An 18,754-nucleotide genomic window follows, 5' to 3' on the forward strand; every position below is an offset into this window, starting at 1 on the left:
GGGGGCCGGCCAATGTCCACGTGCCAGATCCCACATCACGGGCCGGGGGCTAGCCGACCAGCTGGTCACCGAGGACAGTTCGGGCATAGCGGACCACCCGTCCCTGCCGTACGCCGGCGATCAGGCCGTTGTCCCGCAGCGTGGTGAGGTGGTGCGACGCGGTCGCCGGCGCGAGGCTCAACATCGCGGCCAGCTCGCCGGTGCTCAGCGGAGCGTCGAGTACGGACAGCGCCGCCGCCCGCGTACTGCCGAGCAGCGCGCCCAGCGCGGCGCTGGGCGGCGGCGACGTCCACAGCCCGCCCAGCCCTCCGGGTGGATAGCAGAGCGCCGGCCCGGCGTCACCCTCCATGATCGCGTGCACCGTCGGCCCGGCGAAGGAGGTGGGCAGCAGCGTCCACGGGCGCCCGTTCTGATCGGCCGGCCGGGTCGTGCCGACGGCGACCTGCAGCGCCGCGCCGTCCCAGCGGATCAACGGGTGCAGCTCGCGGAGCAGCGTCCGCCCGCCCTGCTCGGCGGCGAGCAGAGTCCGCCGCCGGATGTCCGCCAGCGCGAGCGCTCGCAGCCGGGGCCAGTCCGGCGCGATCAGCAGCGTGAAGTAGCGACGGAGCTGCGCGACCAGCTCGTCCGGGGCCAGCCGGGGTGCACCGGCCCGGTCCAGTTGCCGCCGCACCTGGGTCGGGCCGGTGCTGGCGACCGCCCGCAGCTCGGCCGCCAGATTCGGCGCCACCCCGATCGGGGTGAGGAAGTCCGGCACGTATCCGTTGGACGACTTGAGCACCGCCAACAGCGGCTCCAGGCCGGCACCCGGCAGCAGCCGCTCGGCACGCTCCCGCCACGGACGGTGCATCCAGTACTTCGCCGGCTTCCGCAAGGCCCAGGTGCTGGCCACCAGCTCAGCCAGCGGCGAGTGCACGAACCGGACCCGACTCAGGTCGTCGGGCGTGAAGTGGACCTCGATCACCGACAGATTCGACCACGTTCGAACGGTTCGGCGACAGCGCGCGACCGCTGGACGATCCTCGGATGGAATACAGGCAACTGGGCCGGTCGGGCCTGCGCGTGAGCGCGGTCGCGTACGGCAACTGGGTCACCCACGGCAGCCAGCTCGACGACAGGGCGGCGGCTGCCTGCGTGGCCGTCGCCCTGGACGCGGGCATCACCACCTTCGACACTGCGGACCGGTACGCCCAGGGACGGGCCGAGGAGGCGCTGGGCAAGGCGTTGAGCGGCGTCCGACGCAGCTCGATCGAGCTGTGCACGAAGGTCTACCTTCCGGTCGGCCCAGGGCCGAACGACGCCGGCCTGTCCCGCAAGCACATCATCGAGGGCTGCCACGCCTCGCTGCGCCGGCTGGGCACCGACTACGTCGACCTCTACCAGGCACACCGGTACGACGACACCGTGCCGCTGGAGGAGACGATGACCGCCTTCGCCGATCTGGTCCGCCAGGGCAAGGTGCTCTACATCGGCGCCTCCGAGTGGACCGCCGCGCAACTGCGTGCGGGCCTGCGGCTCGCCGCCGACCTGAACGTCCCGTTCATCGCCAACCAGCCGCAGTACTCGATGCTGTGGCGGGTGGTGGAGGCCGAGGTGGTGCCCGCCAGCGCCGAGCTCGGCCTGGGTCAGCTCGCCTGGTCGCCGCTCGCGATGGGCGTGCTGACCGGCAAGTACGAGCCCGGCCATCGTCCGCCCGCCGGCTCCCGGGCCACCGACGGCTTCGGCGGGTCGTTCATCGCCCGCTACTCCTCGGATCTGCTGCTCTCCCGGGTACGCCAGCTCCGGTCGATCGCCGAGGCCGCCGACTGCACGATGGCCCAGTTGGCGGTGGCGTGGGTGTTACGCCGTCCAACGGTGGCCAGTGCGATCGTCGGCGCGTCGCGACCCGACCAGCTCGCCGAAACGGCCGCGGCCACCACGGTCCGACTGGACGACGAGCTGATGGCACGGATCGACGCCGTGCTCGGCGATCTCGTCGAGCGTGATCCGGCGAAGACCGCCCGACCGAACGACGTGATGCCCGCCTGGCGTCCACCGCCTGCCGCCAGCTGATACCCGCGACCGGGATGGCCGTGGCAGGCTCGGACCGTGGGCACATTGTCCGAGAAGTCGACCGGCGCGGCGTGGGGCGACCTGCGCCGCGTGCCGGTCTGGCTTGCCCCGGCGCTGCTGACCCTGGCGGTGACCCTGACCGGGCTGGGCTCCGCCCAGCTCTGGCGCGACGAGTTGGCGACCTGGAGCGCGGCCACCCGGTCGCCGCACGACCTGGCCCGGCTGGCCGGCACCATCGACGCCGCGACCGGGCCGTACTACCTGCTGATGCACGGCTGGACCGCGATCGTCGGCGACTCCACGATCGCCCTACGCGTACCGGCCGTGCTGGCGATGACCGTGGCCGCCGGGTTGCTGGCGGTGCTCGGCGCGCGGCTCGTCGATCGACGAACCGGCCTCTTCGCCGGGCTGCTGTTCGCGGTGCTCCCCGGCACGTCGCGCTATGGGCAGGAGGCTCGCCCGTACGCGTTGGCCACCATGCTCGCGGTGCTCGCCACACTGCTGCTGGTGAGCGCTCTACGCCGGCCGAGCTGGGCCCGTTGGGCCGGGTACGCGGCCGCCGTCGCCGCTCTCGGACTCATCCACCTGATCGCACTCACCCTGCTCGCCGCGCACGCGCTGGTCGTCCTGCTCGCCTGGTGGCGCGGCCCGGTCGCGGCCGGCATCGCCGCCCCGGGCGACCGCAGCGCTGAGCGGGACCGGCGGGTGTGGCGGTGGGTGGTCGCCGTGGTGCCGGTCGTGCTGCTGGTCAGCCCACTGTTGCTCAAGGCGCGGACCCAGCGGTCTCGGCAGCTGAACTGGGTCGACCTGGCTCGACTGGACGACCTCACCGCCCTGCCCGGCGGCGTGACCCAGAGCAGCGTGGTGGGCGGCCTGCTGGTCGGGGTCGCCGCACTGGGCGCGGCCCGGCTCGGGCGGCGCGCCCTGCTGCCGGTGAGCGCGGTTCTGCTGCCCGTGCTGCTGCTCTTCGCCGCCGGCACGGTCGTGGCGCTGTGGGTACCCCGGTATCTGGTCTTCGTGGTGCCCTTCGTCTGCCTGCTGGCGGGCGCGGCGCTGGCCGCGGTGGCCGCGCCGGCCGCGCTCGTCGTGGTGGTCCTGGCCGGGCTGCTCGGCCTGCCCGACCAGACCGCGCTGCGGCGGACCCACGAATGGCCGCGCAACGCGCCGGTGGACTACGCGGGCGCGGCGCGGGTGATCGCAGACGGTCAGCGGCCGGGTGACGCGGTGGTCTACTCACCCCGGCAGAGCTGGCTCTTCCTCGACCTCGGCGTCGAGTACCACCTCGACGATCCACCGAGGGACGTGCTGGTCACCGAGGACGAGGTGCGCCGGGGTGACCTGTGGGCCGCCGAGTGCCCCCAACCGGCGCAGTGCCTGGCTGGTACGACACGGGTGTGGCTGGTCATCTCCGGCCGGCACGCCGAGCCGTTGGCCGCCGTGACCGGGACCAAGGGCGACGCGTTACGCGCGGACTTCACCGTCGCCCAGACCTGGCAGTTCCCTGGCCTGACCGTCGCGCTGCTGACCAGCCGCCCCGACCGCTGACCGACCGTGCCCCGGTCTGCCGCCCCGGTCGAACCCCGTGCCCTGCCGGCCGCGGGCCTCAGGCCTGCGAGCGGCCCTCGTGGGTGCTGCGGGCCAGCGGGACGACCAGCATCGCCTCGGTGCCACCGTTGGCGCCGGCCCGCAGCTCGATGGTGCCGCGCAGCTCCCCGGTGACCAGTGCGCGGACAATCTGCAGGCCGAGGCGGCTGCCGCGTTCGGCGTCGAATTCGGGCGGCAACCCACGTCCGTTGTCCGTCACCGAGACATGCAGCATCTTGCGGAACCGGTGCGCCGACACCACCACCTCCGGTCGGACCGACGGATCGGCCTCCGGAACGACGGCCGGTACGAAATCAGGGCCGGCCACGGCGGGGGCGTGTTCGTCGTCGGCCTCGTCGGCCGGCGGGAAGCCGTGCTCGACGGCGTTGAGCAGCAACTCGTTGAGGACCATCACCAGCGAGGTCGCGATCTCCGCCGGCAGCACACCGAAGCTGCCCCGCCGGCGCATGCCGACGCTCACCTCGGTCGCGGCCACCTCGGTCGCGGCGCTGGCCACCCTGTCGACGATGCCGTCGAACTCGACCGCCTCGTCGCTGGACATGGAGAGCGTCTCGTGCACCAGTGCGATCGAAGCGACCCGGCGGACCGATTCCTCCAGGGCGACCCTGGCCTCCGGCATGGCCACCCGGCGGGCCTGCAACCGCAGCAACGCGGCCACGGTCTGGAGGTTGTTCTTCACCCGGTGGTGGATCTCCCGGATCGTGGCGTCCTTGGTGATCAGTGCCCGGTCGCGGCGGCGGACCTCGGTGATGTCCCGCACCAGCACGAGCGCGCCGATCGGCACCCCGGCGGGCATCAGTGGCAGCGCCCGGGTGAGCATCGTCGCGCCACGTGCGTCGATCTCCCGTCGGGGCGGCGCCTCACCGCGCAGCGCGGCCAGGATGCCGTTCGCCGCTTCGGTGCCGTCCAGCGGGTCGCCGGCGAGCCGGCGGTGCAGCGCGGCCAGGTCTTCGCCCACCAGGTGGGAGGCGTAACCCAACCGCCGGTACGCCGACTGCGCGTTCGGGCTCGCGTAGGTGACCTTGCCCCCGGCGTCCAGCCGCACCAGGCCGTCACCGACCCGGGGCGCGGAGGTGGTCTCACCCGGGTGCCGGGGTGGCGGGAAGGTGCCGTCCGCGATCATCTGGGCCAGGTCGTCGGCCGTGGTCAGGTAGTTGAGTTCCAGCTGGCTGGGGGTACGCGCGGTGGAGAGGTTGGTGTCCCGGCCCACCACGGCGATGACCTCACCGGCCTCACCCTCGGCGGTGCGCAGACGGACCGGAATCGCCTCGTGCCGGGCGGGTACGTCGCCGTACCAGACCGGGTCGCCCTCTCGCCAGATCCGGCCCTGCGAGTACGCCACTCCCAGGTGAGCCACCTCCGGCCCCCCGACGATCCGCCCCACCTGGTCGTCCTGGTAGGCGGTGGGTGCGGTGGTCGGGCGGACCTGGGCGACGCAGAGAAACGTGCCGTCGGCGTCGACCGGCACCCAGAGCAGCAGGTCAGCGAAGGACAGATCGGAGAGCAACTGCCAGTCGCCGGCGATCCGGTGCAGGTGGTCGATGTCGGCCGGACGGAGATGGGTGTGCTCCTCGGCGAGGTCGCGCAGCGTGGACACGGTGACCAGGGTGCCACGCCGGGCCTCACATCGTCGCGGTGACCTTCTTCAACCCGCGCGGCGCGTCCGGGTCCTCACCTCGGGTGAGCGCCAGGGCCAGCGCCAACCGCTGCAACGGCAGGATGTCCAGCAGCGGGGCGTACCGCTCGTCGACCTCCGGAACGGCCAGCCGGGTGGCGCCCGGCACGTCGGCGGAGCCGACCACCACGACGTCGGCGCGGCGTTCGCCGAGGCGGGGCAGCACCTCCCCCATCGACCGTCCACCTGGGCCGGAGCCGACCAGGGCGAGCACCGGGACCTCCGGGTCGGTCATCGCGAGCGGGCCGTGCAGCAGGTCGGCGCCGGAGAAGGCGAGCGCCGGCAGGTACGAGGTTTCCATCAGCTTCAACGCGGCCTCCCGGGCGGTCGGGTAGGCGTACCCCCGGCCGGTGGTTACCAGTTGGCGGGCGAACCGGTAGCGCGGCGCGAGCTGGGCCGGGGTGCCGTCGGTCAAGGTGCGGGCGGCCAGCTCGGGCAGGGCGTCGAGCGCCTCGCGTTCGGCCGCCGGGAGCACGCCGTCGCCGGCCCGGATGCCCTCCACCAACATCAGCAGGGCGAGCAGTTCCGCGGTGTACGTCTTGGTGGCGGCCACCGCCCGTTCGTGCCCGGCGGCGATGTCGATGCTCAGCTCGGCCACGTCGACCAGGGGTGAGCCTGGCGCGTTGGTCACCGCGAGGGTCAGCGCCCCGGAGGCGCGGGCAGCGCGCAGCACCTCGGCCAGGTCGGGCGACCCGCCGCTCTGGCTGACCCCGACGACCAGCGCGTCGGACAGGTCGGGGCGGGCGCCGAACAGGGTGACCGCGCTGGGCGAGGCGAGGCCGGCGGGCAGGCCGAGCCGGATCTCGGTCAGGTACGCCCCGTAGAGCGCCGCGTGATCGGAGGTGCCCCGGGCGGTGAAGACCACGTGCCGTGGCCGACGTTCCGCGATGACCGCCGCCACCCGGGCGATCTCGGCGGCGTTGGCAGCGGAGAGCAGGCGCGCGTAGCCCGCCGGCTGCTCGTCGATGTCGGCGGCCATTCCAGCCCCTGCACGTGTCACGGAAACCCCTCCCCCTGCGCGATTGCCGCGCGGTTCTTGCTCAGTCTTGCACTTTTAAGCGTATCTCAGCAATCGAACGAGCAGGACTGCGCAGGTGATCACCAGTTGATCTCAACATCAACTAAGCTTTACCCGCTGCACCCGGTCTAGCTGCCACGAGAGGACGACGTGCCCGAGGGAACGGACGATCCCGCGCTCTCCGCGACGGAGGAGCTGGCGCTGGCCCGGCTGGCACTCGACGAGGGCGACCTGCACCACGCCGCCGGCCACCTCGCCAGCGCGTTGGCACAGGCCCCCACCCTCCCGGAGGTGCACGAGACTCTGGCGCGGCTCGCCACGGCGAGCGGCGGTGGCCTCGACCTCTTCCCGATCAACCACCACACCTTCGTGGGCGCGGTCGTCGCCCGCGCCCATCTGCTCGCCGCCGCCGGCCGCCCCGCCGAAGGGTTGGAGCTGCTGGCCGCGGCAACCGCGTACGCGCCGGGCACCCAGTGGGCCGGCGTTCCGTGGGTCACCGCGCCGGAGTTGGCCGAACGGCTGACCCCGGAGCACATCGCCCGCATCCTCATGCAGGTCTGCACCGCGCTGCCCGACCCGGTGCCGCGGGCCGGCCAGGCCGCCCTCACGCCGTACCTCACGCTGGCCCACAACGCGGTCACCGTCCACCCCGAGCACGGTCTGCTGCTGGGCGCGGCGTCCGCGCTGGCCCGGCGTCTCGGCGAAGTCGCGCTGGCGGTCCGCTGGGCCACCCGAGGGGTACGCGCACAACCATCGAAGATGGGCGAGGTCTGGCTCGGGTACGCGTACCGCAGCGCGGGCCGGACGCGCGACGGCCTCGCAGCCCTCGGTCGGGCCGTGGAGCTGGACCCCGACGACCTGGCGATCTACGCGGACATCGCCGGCACCCTGGCCGAGATCGGCCGGTTGGACGAGGCGCTGGAGTGGACCGAGCGGGCGCTGGCGCGCGACCCGTCGTTCGACTGCGCGGTGCACACCGCCCACCGCCTGCGGCACCTGCGCGACGGCGACCTGGCCCATCTGGTCGCGCTCGCCGACTTCGTCCGCGACCACCCTGACGACAGCCATGAGCACGGTGACCTGGCCCAGTGCTGCCGGGGCCGACCCTGGCTCGGCCAACTGACCCCGGCCGGCGGTCCACTTGTCGACGCGATGCGCCAGGCGGTGGCCGACGACGACAACGGTCTCGGCAGCGCCGTACGCCTACCCGCCGCCGCCCCGCCGAGCGCCGTCCGGACGGCGACGTCCACCGCCCCCGGGCTGCGGATCGACGTCGTCGGAACGCCGGCGCCGGACCCCCGCGAGCCGCGCCGCCCGTCCGCCCAGCGGTTGTGGCACTACGCGGACAACGTCCCCACGCCCGCACTGCCGGCGCCCTCGGCGACGGCGGTCGAACGGATCGGGCAGATCGCTCACCCGGCGTGGCCGCACCCACCGGCGGCGTACGACGCAGCGGTGGGCCTGGCTGGCCTCGACGTTGCCGACCTGCTCGGCCTGCTGGTGCACCCACCGGCGGCGCCAGCCAACGCGGTGGGTCGGCTGCTGGCCGCCCACGACCCGTCGGTCTGGGTCCGTGGTGTGCAGGTGTGGGCCTGCCTGGGGCTGCTGCACCATCGCACCGACGAGCCGTGGGAGGGGTCGACCCGACGCCGTGTGCTGCTCGACCTGATCTGGGACGTGGAGGACTGGGTCACCGAGGCAGCGCTGTTCGCTCTGATCACCGCCGCCTGGGTGGATCCCTCGGTACGACCGGACGTGGCGCGGGTGGTGGCGGACCGGCTCGCCGACGCGGCCGCCGTGGCGCGGGTCCGACCGGTCCCGATCGCCGTCTCACTGGCTCACCTGGCGCTTGCCGCCCCGGAGCTGGACCCGGCCACCGCGGCGCTCGCCACCGAACTGCTCAACGCGCGGTCCTCCCAACTTCCCCGCCCCCGCAACCCCCTCCGTCGCCTCTGGCAACGCCTAACCCGCCACCCCTGACCCCCGCCCCATCCCGCACCCCCGCGCCGCGCCCCGTCGATCTTGCACTTGCTGTCGTCGGTTTGTCGGAAACAGGGCTTATATCGGGGCAGGAAGTGCAAGATCGCGGGGAAAGCAGCGCGCCGCGCCGGCCCTGACGGGCTGGCGCGGCGCGGAGGAAGGGTGCAGGTCAGGCGACGGGGGCCTTGCCGAGGGCGATCTCGGCTTGCTCCTCCGGAGTGGCCTGCGGCGGCGCCTCGTTGGCGGTACGCAGCGGGATCTCCTTGATGAACCAGGCGAGCACCGGGATCACGATGGTGAACAGCACCGCCCAGAGGAAGACGTGCGAGATCGCGTCGGAGAGACCGCCGAGCACCGCCTCGCGCGCCTGGGCGGGCAGGTCCTTGAGCTTCTCCAGGTCCATCCCGGCGCCGGCGTCGCCGCCACCGAATGCCCGGCCACCCTCGGAGCTGGCCAACCGGTTGGCGAAGATCGCGCCGAACAGCGAGATGCCGAACGAGCCGCCGATCGACCGGAAGAACGTCGCCGCGCCACTGGCCGCGCCAAGGTCCTTCTGCTCCACGCTGTTCTGCGCGACCAGCATCGACGTCTGCATGAGGAAGCCCATGCCGACGCCGAGCACGACCATGTACAGCGAGGACATCAGCTTGCTGGTGTCGGTGTCGAGCATGGACAGCAGTGCCATGCCCCCGGTCATCACCACACCACCGATGATCGGGTACGCCCGGTACTTGCCGTTCCTGGTGATCGCCCGGCCGATGACCAGCGAGACGACCAACATGCCGAACATCAGGGGCAGCAGCAGCAGACCACTGTTGGTCGCCGACGCTCCCTGCACGGTCTGCTGGTAGAGCGGCAGGAAGTTCATCGCGCCGAACATCGCGAAGCCGAGCAGGAAGCCGATCACCGAGATCAGCGCGAAGTTGCGGTTGGCGAAGAGCGCCAACGGGAGGATCGGCTCCTGGACCCGGCGCTCCACCAGGCCGAAGGCCACCAACGCGAGCGCGGCCAGCACGGCCAGGCCGAGGATCTGCGGTGACGTCCAGTCGTACTCGTTGCCACCCCAGGTGGTGATGAGCACGATCGCGGTGATGCCGACCGAGAGCAGCCCGGCGCCGAGCCAGTCGATCCGGTGCTCGGTGCGGTACTTCGGCAAGTGCATGGTGCTGATCAGCACGAGCAGCGCGACCCCACCCAGCGGCAGGTTCACGTAGAACGCCCAGCGCCAGGAGAGGTGATCGGTGATGAAGCCACCGGCCAGCGGGCCGGCGACCATGGCGATGGCCATGATGCCGGCGATCATGCCCTGGTAGCGCCCACGCTCGCGGGGCGGGACCAGGTCACCGATGATCGCCATCACGCCGACCATGAGCCCACCGGCACCGAGGCCCTGCACGGCGCGGAAGGCGATGAGCTGAACCATGCCGTCCTGCGGGCCGCCGAGCATCGCGGAGCCGGCCATGCCACAGAGGGCCGAGCCGACGATGAAGATCACGACCGAGGTGAGGAAGACCGACTTGCGGCCGTAGAGGTCACCGAGCTTGCCCCAGATCGGGGTAGAGACGGTGGTGCCCAGAACGTACGCGGTAACCACCCAGGTGAAGTGGTTGAGGCCGCCGAATTCGCCGACGATCCGCGGTAGCGCGGTGCTGACGATCATGTTGTCGAGCATCGCGAGCATCATCGCGATCATCAGACCGAACAGCACGACCCGTATGTTGTTGGGTCGTACGCCGGTCTGGGTTGCCTGAGTCATGGGTAAGCTCCCCCCGAGAATTGCCACACTTACTTGCCGCCCGGCTAGTCACCTTACTAGCCGCACGGTAAGTTGGGTAGCAAGCGGCGGTCAAGCTGATTAGGGGGCGTGAGTGAGGGAGAGCACAGGCGGGACGCGGGAGCGGATCAAGGCCGTCGCGCTCGAACTCTTCACCGAGCAGGGGTACGAGAAGACCTCGCTCCGGGAAATCGCCGAGCGCCTCAATGTCACCAAGGCGGCGCTCTACTACCACTTCAAGAGCAAGGACGACATCGTCGCCAGCTTCGTCGAGGACCGGCTGGAGGGGATGGACGCACTGATCGCCTGGGGCGCTACGCAGCCCGCCACCCTGGCCACCCGGCGCGAGCTGATCTCCCGGTACGCCGACACGATGTTCGACGGGACCCAGCCGTCGGTGATGCGCTTCTTCGAGCAGAACCAGACCGCGCTCAAGAGCCTCTCCTCCGGCCAGAAGATGCGCGGTCGGATGTTGGAGCTGGCCGACGCGCTCTGCCGGGGCGACGACTCCCCCGCCGCGCAACTTCGCGCCGCGCTGTCGATCTTTGCGGTGCACACCAGCTGGTTCGCAGTGCGCGCACCGCACATCAGCGACGACGAACGCCGCAAGCTCGCCCTGGAGGTGGCCGACGAGTTGTTGGCCGCCATCGGCTCGGAGCCCGCGGAGCACAACTAGCTCGCGGAGCCCGACCGGGGCGCGAGCCCGACCAACCTGGGCTGATCGCCTCGACGGCGGGTCAGCCGCGCGTCAGGTCCAGTCGCAGGCCGAGCAGGTCGACGTCCGCCGCCGGCGACCAATCCTTCTCCGGCGCACGGACGAAACCGAGCCGCGAGTAGAGCCGGTGCGCCGACTCGGCCATCCCGGCCCGGACGCAGATCACGACCGCCGTGCAGCCCAGCTCGGCCGCGCGTTCGACACAGGCCTTGGCCAGCGCAGCACCGACACCCCGCCCCTGAGCCCCCGGGTCGACCGCGAGCATCCGGAACTCCGCCTCGCCAGGCCCGGACAACTCGGCGAACGGGGTGCCCGGCAGCACGAAGGTCACCGAGCCGAGCACCGCGTCGGTCACCTCGTCGACCGCGACCAGCACCTCGCCGCTGACGGCCCGGGTCGACACGTCGGCCAGCACCGTGCCGTACCCGTGTTCGCCCTTGAGCTGGCCGTCCGCCTCGTAGGCGGCCACGGTCAGCCGGGCCACCGCCGGGAAGTCGGCCGGCTCGGCAGGACGAACCCGTAGCCCACTCAAGCGATCACCGCAATGAGGTCGCCGTCCTGCACGACGTCGCCCTCGTGCACGGCGAGCTGCTGGATCACACCATCGGACTCGGCGATGACCGGGATCTCCATCTTCATCGACTCGAGGATCACCAGGGTGTCGCCCTCGGTCACGGTGTCCCCTGCCGTGGCGACGACCTTCCAGACGTTCGCCACCATCTCGGCGCGGATCTCCTCGGCCATGTCCAGGCCCTCCCTTTTCGCGATGTGCCTGCCGACGTATCCAATCATGCGGCTGCCGCCGGTGGGCGCGCAGCGGCACGGCCGGGATAGCGCGCCCGCCCTGGGGAAGGCGGCGGGTGTCGACCGCACTACCATCAGCGGGTCGGACCCGATGCCGGACCGCCGGTGGGCACACCGGCGCCGAGGTCGTCCGCAGAACGGATCCGACCCATCACGAGGAGGTCAGCATGGCGAAGAAGTCCCGCAAGAAGAAGGCCCGTAAGAAGAGCGCCGCGAACCACGGCAAGCGTCCCAACTCCTGAACGGGTCGGCGGGCCGGCGGCCCGTCACCGATCAGCCCGACCCGGCCAACGCCGGATACACCGGTGGCCCGGGTCGACATCGACCCGGGCCACCGGTCTTGGTCCGTCAGACAGGACCGACGCTCAGTCGGCCAGCTCGCGGGAATCACTGGTCTCGAAGACCACCAACTCGGTGAGCTTGACCCGCAGTCGCTCACGCAGCTCGTCCGGCGCGGTCTCGTTGCCGCAGCAACGAGCCACCAGCGCCCGCACCTCCTGCTCCAACCCGTACTCGCGCAGGCAGGGCCCGCACTCGTCCAGGTGGTGCCGGATCAGCGAGCGCCGCTCGTCGGCGCACTCCAGATCCAGGTAGAGGTAGACCTCCGCGAGCACTTCGCGGCAATCCGTCTCGTGCGGCTCCCCACAGCTCACGTCACACCTCCCGGCCGGCAGCGGCGGCGTTCGAACCCTTCGACGAGCGGGCCGCACTGAAGCCCCGCTCCCCGGCGTAGCGCTCGAGCAGCTTGCGCAGATTACGACGGCCCCGGTGCAGACGCGACATCACGGTGCCGATCGGCGTGCCCATGATGTCCGCGACCTCCTTGTACGAGAAGCCCTCGACATCGGTGAGGTAGACGGCCAGGCGGAACTCCTCCGGCAACTGCTGGAGGGCCTCCTTGACGTCGCTGTCCGGCAGCCGGTCCAGCGCCTCGGTCTCGGCGGAGCGCAGCCCACTGGAGGTGTGCGACTCGGCCTCGGCGAGCTGCCAGTCGGTGATCTCCTCGGTGGGCGCCTGGATCGGCTGGCGCTGCCGCTTGCGGTAGGAGTTGATGTAGGTGTTGGTCAGGATCCGGTAGAGCCAGGCCTTCAGGTTCGTGCCCTGCTCAAACTGGTGGAAGGCTGCGTACGCCTTCAGGTAGGTCTCCTGGACCAGGTCCTCGGCATCCGCCGGGTTGCGTGTCATCCGCAGCCCAGCAGCGTAGAGCTGATCGACGAATGGCATCGCGTCCCGCTCGAATCGGGCCCTGCGCTCGTCCGTCTTCTCGGTGGTCAACCGCACATCCCCTCGCGTCGGATGCTTCCCCGCCGAGGATACGCGCACGGACCTACCCGTAGATTCACTTCCGGTCGGTGTGCCCGTGCTCACGGCACCCACTCCGCCCGGTCCCGCCGTCGCGGGCCAATCCGGGCCAGCCAACAGCCGCTTCAGCTGCCGGGCGTCCCGCTCGTCCCGTTCCAGGCTCCGTGTCTCGGTTGGCACCGTGCACCCCCCTCGCAGAAAAGTCGTCCGGGGGTTGTAACGCGAGATGACCACTGGGGCATTCCGGCCCGCCCTCCCCGTTCCTGGCCCCGGCCCCGACGGCGGCCGGCGCTGGGACCAGGAAGGGCCTGGGAGGACTGGTATCGCCTGTCCGGTTCGGGCCGACGGCACCAACGGATGCAACGACCCGCGCCCGGCACCGGAAACGGTCGCCCGGGCGAGCCGGGGTCGGCCGGCCGCCGGTCGCCTGGGCGAGCCGGGGTCGGCCGGCCGCGTCGTGCCGAATCAGTCGGCGGCGGCCCAGCCCTGGGCGCGCAGCCAGTCCCGCACGAGGGCAGCGGTGCCGACCGGGTCCCGCCGCAGGTCGTGCGTCTCCCCCGGACGGCTCAGCACCTGCACGGCCGGCCCCGGCTGCGGCATCCCGAACGGGTCCCGGTCGCCGTTGACGACAAGCGTCGGCAGGCCAGTGGCCAGTTCGGCGGCGCGTGAGCGCTCCGGCCGCCCGGGCGGGTGCAGCGGGAAGGCCAACGCGACCACGCCGACCGCGCCCACCGCACGGGCCGTCCGGCAGGCCACCCGCGCACCACTGGACCGACCACCGACCAGCACCGTCGGCATGTCGGCGTGCCGGTCACGCAGCACGGCGAGCACCGCCGTCCAGGCCTCGTCGAGATGACCCGCCGGTGCCGGCGCACGTCGCCCGGCGACCCGGTAGGGCTGGGTCACCCGGACCACCGCCAGGCCGGCCGCGACCGACGCGTCCCGGACCGCGAGCAGGTCGGGGGCTTCGACGCTGCCGCCCGCGCCGTGCCCGAGCACGAGCAGCGCGGTGGCGGGGCGGGCCGGCAGATCGGTGTCGATCCGCGCCGGGCCACGCGGGGTGGTGATCTCGTCGCTGGGCAGCACCGACCCATTCTGCGCCGCCTGGCGGGCGACGGGTGCGGACCGGGCCGCTGATCAGCTCAGCGGGACCAGGGTGAGCAGGCGATCCCGCACCGGTGGGCCGGCGTCGTCGACGGCGTCCGGGTCCGGTTCGACCTCGCCGCGCCAGGCGACCAGCATCGCCCGCCGCTCGCGGGGCGTAGTGGCACCCCAGACGCCATGGCAGTCACCGACGTCGAGGGCCCAGGCCAGGCAGGACCCCTGCACGTCACAACTGCGGCACAGCGCGACGGCGGCGTCCGCCGGCTCGTTCGGTGCCGGAAAGAATGTCTCCGGATCGACCGCCTGGCAGGTGCCTCTGGTGCGCCATGCGTCGTCCTGTCGTCGTTCCCGCACGGCCCGCAGCAATCGCGGATCTCGCCGCGCCGCAGCCACCTCGTGCGGGCGGGGCATACGCGCCCGTGTCATCCACCCACCTCCCCCGTGGGACCGGCAAGATCTGTGGACGTCGTCCGCCCCGTGCGAATCGACAGCCACCACCGGCGCTGTGTTCTATCGCACTTCGCAACACCGGGACAAGGGTCTGCCGGGAACATGACTGAACAGCCAGGAGACGAATCGAGCGCAACCCTGGCAAATCGGCACCCGACGATGCGCCCGGCCTCAGAACAGGGTCAACTCCTGCGGAGTCACCGCCGGCACCCGGGCGGTCAGGTGCGGCCCGTCGTTGCGAACGTCACCCACCGCCGCCCCCACCGGGCGGATCTCCAAGCCGGAGAGCAGCTCCGCCGGCGCCGGCATGAGCAGACGCTCCGGCTCGTCGGTCGGCACCAGCCACGACGACCAGCGCTCGGGCGGCAGCAGCACCGGCATCCGGTCGTGCACCTCGGCCAGATCACCCAGCGCCGCGGTGGTCAGCACGCTGAAGGTGAGCCGGGTGTCGCCCTCGGGCCCCCAGACCGACCAGATGCCGGCCAGGGCGAGCACCGAGCCGTCGCGGGGAGTCATGAAGTAGGCCTGCCGCCCGCCGTCGGGCCGACGGACCCACTCGTACCAGCCGTCGGCCGGGACCAGGCAGCGGCGACGGGAGAACGACCCGGCGTACGCCCGGCTGGTGGCCACCGTCTCCGCCCGCGCGTTGATCATGCGGGCGGCCCCGGCGGCGGAACGGGACCAGTGCGGCAGCAGGCCCCAGCGACCGACGCAGAGACTGCGATGCCCCTCCGGGCTGACCCGGACCAGCGGCACGGGGTCGGTGGGCGCGACGTTGTGATCCGGCCCGAGCAGGCCGCCCGTGTCGTCGGACGACTCGAACAGCGCGCTCAGCTCGCCGGAACTCCGGGTCGTCGCGTACCTGCCGCACATGAGCCACACGCTAACGCGTCGGGGGGCCGGTCGGCTGTCCCGCCAACCGGGAGTACGACCGCCGGTTGCCGCCGTCCACCGGCCGACACGGCAGAATGTAACCGTGGGGAACCTGACCGCGACCCGGCCGCCGCAGCCGTGGACCGCACCGACCGCATCCGACCCGGTGGCGGCGACGCTGCGTCTGCCCGGTTCCAAATCGATGACCGCGCGGGCCCTGGTGCTCAGCGCGCTGGCCGCCGGCCCGTCCACGCTGGCCGGGCCGCTGCGCGCCCGGGACACCGAGTTGATGGCCTCCGGCCTGCGGGCGATGGGCGCGCACGTGTCGATCAGTGACGACGAGCGCTGGCTGGTCCGGCCCCACCCGCTGGCCGGTCCCGCGCACGTCGACGTGGGCCTGGCCGGCACCGTGATGCGGTTCGTGCCGCCGGTGGCCGGGCTGGCCGACGGTCAGGTCACCTTCGACGGCGACCCCCACGCCCGCACCCGACCCCTCGGCCCGCTGGTCGGGGCGCTGCGCTCGCTGGGCGTCCGGATCGACGTCACCGGCGCGGGCAGCCTGCCGCTGACCGTGTTCGGCACCGGCCGGGTCACCGGGGGCGAGGTGGTGATCGACGCGTCCGCCTCCAGCCAGCTCGTCTCCGGGTTGCTGCTGGCCGCCCCGCGCTTCGACCGCGGCGTCGTGGTGCGGCACGTCGGCCCGCCGGTGCCGTCCGCGCCACACCTTCGGATGACGGTGCAGATGTTGCGTGCCGCCGGGGCGGCCGTCGACGACACCACCCCGGACGTGTGGACCGTCGAGCCCGGCCCGCTCACCGGACGCGGCTGGGACATCGAACCAGACCTCTCCGGCGCGGTGCCGTTCTTCGCCGCCGCCCTGGTCACCGGCGGCGAGGTGACCCTGCAGGGTTGGCCACACAGCAGCGCGCAGCCGGTCGAGCAGCTCCGCTCGTTGCTGCAACGGATGGGCGGCGAGGTCACCCTCTCCACCAGTGGGCTGACCGTCCGGGGCACCGGCGTGGTGCACGGCCTGACCGCCGACCTCTCCGACGTCAGCGAGCTGACCCCGGCGCTGACCGCACTGGCCATGCTGGCCGACTCTCCGTCGGTCTTCACCGGCATCGGGCACATCCGTGGCCACGAGACGGATCGGCTGACCGCGCTCGCGCACGAGTTCACCGCGCTCGGGGCGGACGTCACCGAGGCGCCGGACGGGCTGGAGATCCGGCCCCGGCCGCTGCGCGGCGGGGTGTTCCGCACCTACCAGGATCACCGGATGGCGCACTCCGCCGCAGTGGCCGGGCTCGCCGTTCCCGGCATCGAGGTGGACGACGTGGGGTGTACCTCCAAGACCATGCCCGAGTTCCCGGCACTATGGTCAGCGATGGTGACCGGCAAGAGCTGACGCGAGAAGAGGACAGGTCCTGGCGACCAAACGGCGGGAGTACGACGAGGACGACGTACGGGTCCGACCCGGGAAGTCGTCGCGGCCGCGTACGCGCACCCGACCTCAGCACGCCGACGCCGTGGACGGCTTTGTCATCGCCGTCGACCGGGGGCGCTACCAGTGCGTGCTGGCCGGTGCCGAACACGGCGTGGTGGGGGCCGAGCTACCCACCGTCACCGCGATGCGGGCCCGTGAGCTGGGCCGCAAGTCGGTGGTGGTCGGCGACCGGGTCAGCCTGGTCGGGGACACGTCCGGGGCGGAGGGCGCCCTCGCCCGCATTGTCCGCATCGCCGAGCGCCGCTCGGTGCTGCGCCGCACCGCCGACGACGACGAGACCACCGCCGAGGGCCGGCTGGAACGGGTGGTGGTGGCCAACGCCGACCAGTTGGTGATCGTCAGCGCGCTGGCCGACCCGCCGCCGCGCACCGGGTTCATCGACCGCTGCCTGGTGGCCGCGTACGACGCGGACGTCGAGCCGCTGCTCTGCCTCACCAAGGCCGACCTGGCCGGCCCGGAGGAGGTGCTGGGCTACTACACCGAACTGGAGCTGCCGTACGTGCTCAACCGCCCCGATTCCGACCTGGGCGCACTGCGTGCGCTGCTCGGCGGGCGGGTGTCGGTGCTGGTCGGGCACTCCGGGGTGGGCAAGTCGACCCTGGTCAACCGCCTCGTACCGGACGCCCTGCGCGCGGTCGGCGTGGTCAGCGCGATCGGCCGTGGACGGCACACCTCCACCAGCGCGGTGGCGCTGCGGTTGCCACCGGTGCCCGGCGTCGACACCGACCCGGGCTGGATCATCGACACCCCCGGGATCCGCAGCTTCGGGCTGGCGCACGTCTCGGCCGACAGCCTGCTGCACGGCTTCCCGGATCTGGTCGAGGGCACCGTCGACTGCCCGCCCAACTGTCAGCACACGGCCGATGAGGCCGCCTGCGGGCTCGATGCCTGGGTGGCCGCCGGCAAGGCCGACCCGCGCCGGCTGGCCTCGTACCGTCGATTGCTCGCCTCGCGGGCCGGCGAGGGTGACTCGCGCGGCGAGAGCGACCAGCGCGGGCCCGGCGAGGGCGACCGACGCGGGCCCGACGAGTGAGCCGACGGGCGTCGGCTAGGTTGCCGGCATGACCGGGTACGCCGACGATCTCGCCCTCGCCCACCTGCTCGCCGACCGGGCCGACGCCATCGCCACGGCCCGGTTCCGCGCGCTCGACCTGCGGGTCGAGGCGAAGCCCGACCTGACCCCGGTCTCCGACGCGGACACCGCCGTGGAGCGGGAGATCCGCGCCCTGTTGGCCGAACACCGGCCGGCCGACGGGCTGCTCGGCGAGGAGTACGGGGCGCAGCCGGCCAGCGACCCGAACGGCCGTCGTTGGATCATCGACCCGATCGACGGCACCAAGAACTTCGTCCGTGGGGTGCCGGTCTGGGCCACTCTGATCGCGCTCTACGACGGCGACCGGCCGGCGGTCGGCGTGGTGTCCGCACCGGCGCTGGGCCGGCGCTGGTGGGCGAGCGCGGGCGCGGGCGCGTACGCCGGGACGGGCCCTGCCGACGGTGCGCGGATCGGGGTTTCCGCCGTGCAGCGGATCCCGGACGCCAGCTTCTGCTACTCGTCATTGGGCGGGTGGGAGCGGGCGGGGCGGCTCGACGCGATGCTCGACCTCATGCGCACCAGTTGGCGCAGCCGGGCGTACGGCGACTTCTACGGTTACATGCTGCTCGCCGAGGGCGCACTGGACGTGATGGTCGAGCCGGAGTTGTCACTGTGGGACGTGGCGGCGCTGGTGCCGATCATCACCGAGGCGGGTGGCACGGTCACGGATCTGTCCGGTCGGCCGGCCCCGGCCGGGGTCCCTGGCACCGAGAGCAGCGTGGTCGCCACCAACGGTGTGCTGCACGCCGACATCCTCACCCGGCTCGATCGTCCAGCCGAGCGCTGACTGTCGGCAACCTCTATCCTC

19 protein-coding genes are annotated in these 18,754 nt (G+C 72.4%); 8 read left to right on the forward strand and 11 right to left on the reverse strand.

Features of this window, described 5'->3' with window-relative positions; translation table 11 throughout:
* Nucleotides 1-49: 49 nt before the first annotated feature.
* Nucleotides 50-961: an ArsR/SmtB family transcription factor gene (locus JOD64_RS33750; RefSeq protein ID WP_204941879.1), complete on the reverse strand. Its 912-nt coding sequence runs from the start codon at nucleotides 959-961 to the stop codon at nucleotides 50-52.
* A gap of 62 nt (nucleotides 962-1,023) precedes the next feature.
* Here JOD64_RS33750 and JOD64_RS09365 point away from each other — a divergent pair, with 62 nt between their 5' ends.
* Together JOD64_RS09365 and JOD64_RS09370 are read left to right on the forward strand one after the other, a co-directional pair.
* Nucleotides 1,024-2,049: an aldo/keto reductase family protein gene (locus JOD64_RS09365; protein ID WP_204941880.1), complete on the forward strand. Its 1,026-nt coding sequence runs from the start codon at nucleotides 1,024-1,026 to the stop codon at nucleotides 2,047-2,049.
* A 36-nt stretch (nucleotides 2,050-2,085) separates the two neighbouring features.
* A complete protein-coding gene (locus JOD64_RS09370) occupies nucleotides 2,086-3,594 on the forward strand; it encodes a glycosyltransferase family 39 protein (protein ID WP_204941881.1) in 1,509 nt (502 codons plus the stop codon).
* Nucleotides 3,595-3,652: 58 nt separating this feature from the next.
* Here JOD64_RS09370 and JOD64_RS09375 read toward each other — a convergent pair whose 3' ends face one another.
* Entirely contained in the window at nucleotides 3,653-5,251 is a 1,599-nt protein-coding gene (locus JOD64_RS09375; RefSeq protein WP_204941882.1) for a PAS domain-containing sensor histidine kinase, read from the reverse strand.
* Between the two features lie 25 nt (nucleotides 5,252-5,276).
* The gene (locus JOD64_RS09380) at nucleotides 5,277-6,308 is read right to left on the reverse strand and encodes an SIS domain-containing protein (protein WP_204945992.1); all 1,032 of its coding nucleotides are present in this window, start codon (nucleotides 6,306-6,308) and stop codon (nucleotides 5,277-5,279) included.
* Between the two features lie 189 nt (nucleotides 6,309-6,497).
* Here JOD64_RS09380 and JOD64_RS09385 point away from each other — a divergent pair, with 189 nt between their 5' ends.
* Nucleotides 6,498-8,327: a tetratricopeptide repeat protein gene (locus JOD64_RS09385; protein WP_204941883.1), complete on the forward strand. Its 1,830-nt coding sequence runs from the start codon at nucleotides 6,498-6,500 to the stop codon at nucleotides 8,325-8,327.
* A 169-nt stretch (nucleotides 8,328-8,496) separates the two neighbouring features.
* Here JOD64_RS09385 and JOD64_RS09390 read toward each other — a convergent pair whose 3' ends face one another.
* Nucleotides 8,497-10,083, reverse strand: a complete 1,587-nt coding sequence (locus JOD64_RS09390; protein WP_204941884.1) for an MDR family MFS transporter — start codon at nucleotides 10,081-10,083, stop codon at nucleotides 8,497-8,499.
* A 112-nt stretch (nucleotides 10,084-10,195) separates the two neighbouring features.
* On the opposite strand from JOD64_RS09390, the gene JOD64_RS09395 reads away from it, so the two are divergent.
* Nucleotides 10,196-10,777 (forward strand): TetR/AcrR family transcriptional regulator, encoded by a 582-nt coding sequence (locus JOD64_RS09395; RefSeq protein ID WP_204941885.1) that lies wholly within the window; start codon nucleotides 10,196-10,198, stop codon nucleotides 10,775-10,777.
* A gap of 61 nt (nucleotides 10,778-10,838) precedes the next feature.
* Here JOD64_RS09395 and JOD64_RS09400 read toward each other — a convergent pair whose 3' ends face one another.
* Both JOD64_RS09400 and JOD64_RS09405 read right to left on the reverse strand, forming a co-directional pair.
* On the reverse strand, nucleotides 10,839-11,348 hold the full coding sequence (locus JOD64_RS09400) for a GNAT family N-acetyltransferase (RefSeq protein ID WP_204941886.1): 510 nt from the start codon (nucleotides 11,346-11,348) through the stop codon (nucleotides 10,839-10,841).
* Complete coding sequence (locus JOD64_RS09405; RefSeq protein ID WP_184188239.1) at nucleotides 11,345-11,566, reverse strand: biotin/lipoyl-binding carrier protein; 222 nt, start codon at nucleotides 11,564-11,566, stop codon at nucleotides 11,345-11,347. The genes JOD64_RS09400 and JOD64_RS09405 overlap by 4 nt, the downstream gene beginning before the upstream one ends.
* A gap of 221 nt (nucleotides 11,567-11,787) precedes the next feature.
* On the opposite strand from JOD64_RS09405, the gene JOD64_RS33915 reads away from it, so the two are divergent.
* Nucleotides 11,788-11,862, forward strand: coding sequence for a 50S ribosomal protein bL37 (locus tag JOD64_RS33915; protein WP_369814844.1), 75 nt, complete (start codon nucleotides 11,788-11,790; stop codon nucleotides 11,860-11,862).
* A gap of 123 nt (nucleotides 11,863-11,985) precedes the next feature.
* Here JOD64_RS33915 and rsrA read toward each other — a convergent pair whose 3' ends face one another.
* From rsrA to JOD64_RS09435, 5 genes are all read right to left on the reverse strand, one after another.
* Nucleotides 11,986-12,273: a mycothiol system anti-sigma-R factor gene (gene rsrA, locus JOD64_RS09415; RefSeq protein WP_030336658.1), complete on the reverse strand. Its 288-nt coding sequence runs from the start codon at nucleotides 12,271-12,273 to the stop codon at nucleotides 11,986-11,988.
* Nucleotide 12,274: 1 nt separating this feature from the next.
* On the reverse strand, nucleotides 12,275-13,102 hold the full coding sequence (locus JOD64_RS09420) for a sigma-70 family RNA polymerase sigma factor (RefSeq protein ID WP_204941888.1): 828 nt from the start codon (nucleotides 13,100-13,102) through the stop codon (nucleotides 12,275-12,277).
* A gap of 285 nt (nucleotides 13,103-13,387) precedes the next feature.
* Nucleotides 13,388-14,008, reverse strand: a complete 621-nt coding sequence (locus JOD64_RS09425) for an alpha/beta hydrolase family protein (RefSeq protein WP_204941889.1) — start codon at nucleotides 14,006-14,008, stop codon at nucleotides 13,388-13,390.
* Nucleotides 14,009-14,059: 51 nt separating this feature from the next.
* Nucleotides 14,060-14,452, reverse strand: coding sequence for a WhiB family transcriptional regulator (locus tag JOD64_RS09430; RefSeq protein WP_204941890.1), 393 nt, complete (start codon nucleotides 14,450-14,452; stop codon nucleotides 14,060-14,062).
* Between the two features lie 195 nt (nucleotides 14,453-14,647).
* A complete protein-coding gene (locus tag JOD64_RS09435; RefSeq protein WP_204941891.1) occupies nucleotides 14,648-15,349 on the reverse strand; it encodes an SOS response-associated peptidase in 702 nt (233 codons plus the stop codon).
* A 103-nt stretch (nucleotides 15,350-15,452) separates the two neighbouring features.
* On the opposite strand from JOD64_RS09435, the gene aroA reads away from it, so the two are divergent.
* The 3 genes from aroA to hisN all read left to right on the forward strand — a co-directional run bounded on the left by aroA (nucleotide 15,453) and on the right by hisN (nucleotide 18,733).
* Nucleotides 15,453-16,754, forward strand: a complete 1,302-nt coding sequence (gene aroA, locus JOD64_RS09440; RefSeq protein WP_204941892.1) for a 3-phosphoshikimate 1-carboxyvinyltransferase — start codon at nucleotides 15,453-15,455, stop codon at nucleotides 16,752-16,754.
* Nucleotides 16,755-16,875: 121 nt separating this feature from the next.
* Nucleotides 16,876-17,886 (forward strand): ribosome small subunit-dependent GTPase A, encoded by a 1,011-nt coding sequence (gene rsgA, locus JOD64_RS09445; RefSeq protein WP_204941893.1) that lies wholly within the window; start codon nucleotides 16,876-16,878, stop codon nucleotides 17,884-17,886.
* A 28-nt stretch (nucleotides 17,887-17,914) separates the two neighbouring features.
* Nucleotides 17,915-18,733, forward strand: a complete 819-nt coding sequence (gene hisN / locus JOD64_RS09450) for a histidinol-phosphatase (protein WP_204941894.1) — start codon at nucleotides 17,915-17,917, stop codon at nucleotides 18,731-18,733.
* Nucleotides 18,734-18,754: the final 21 nt, after the last annotated feature.

The organism is Micromonospora luteifusca (assembly GCF_016907275.1).
Classification (GTDB): domain Bacteria; phylum Actinomycetota; class Actinomycetes; order Mycobacteriales; family Micromonosporaceae; genus Micromonospora; species Micromonospora luteifusca.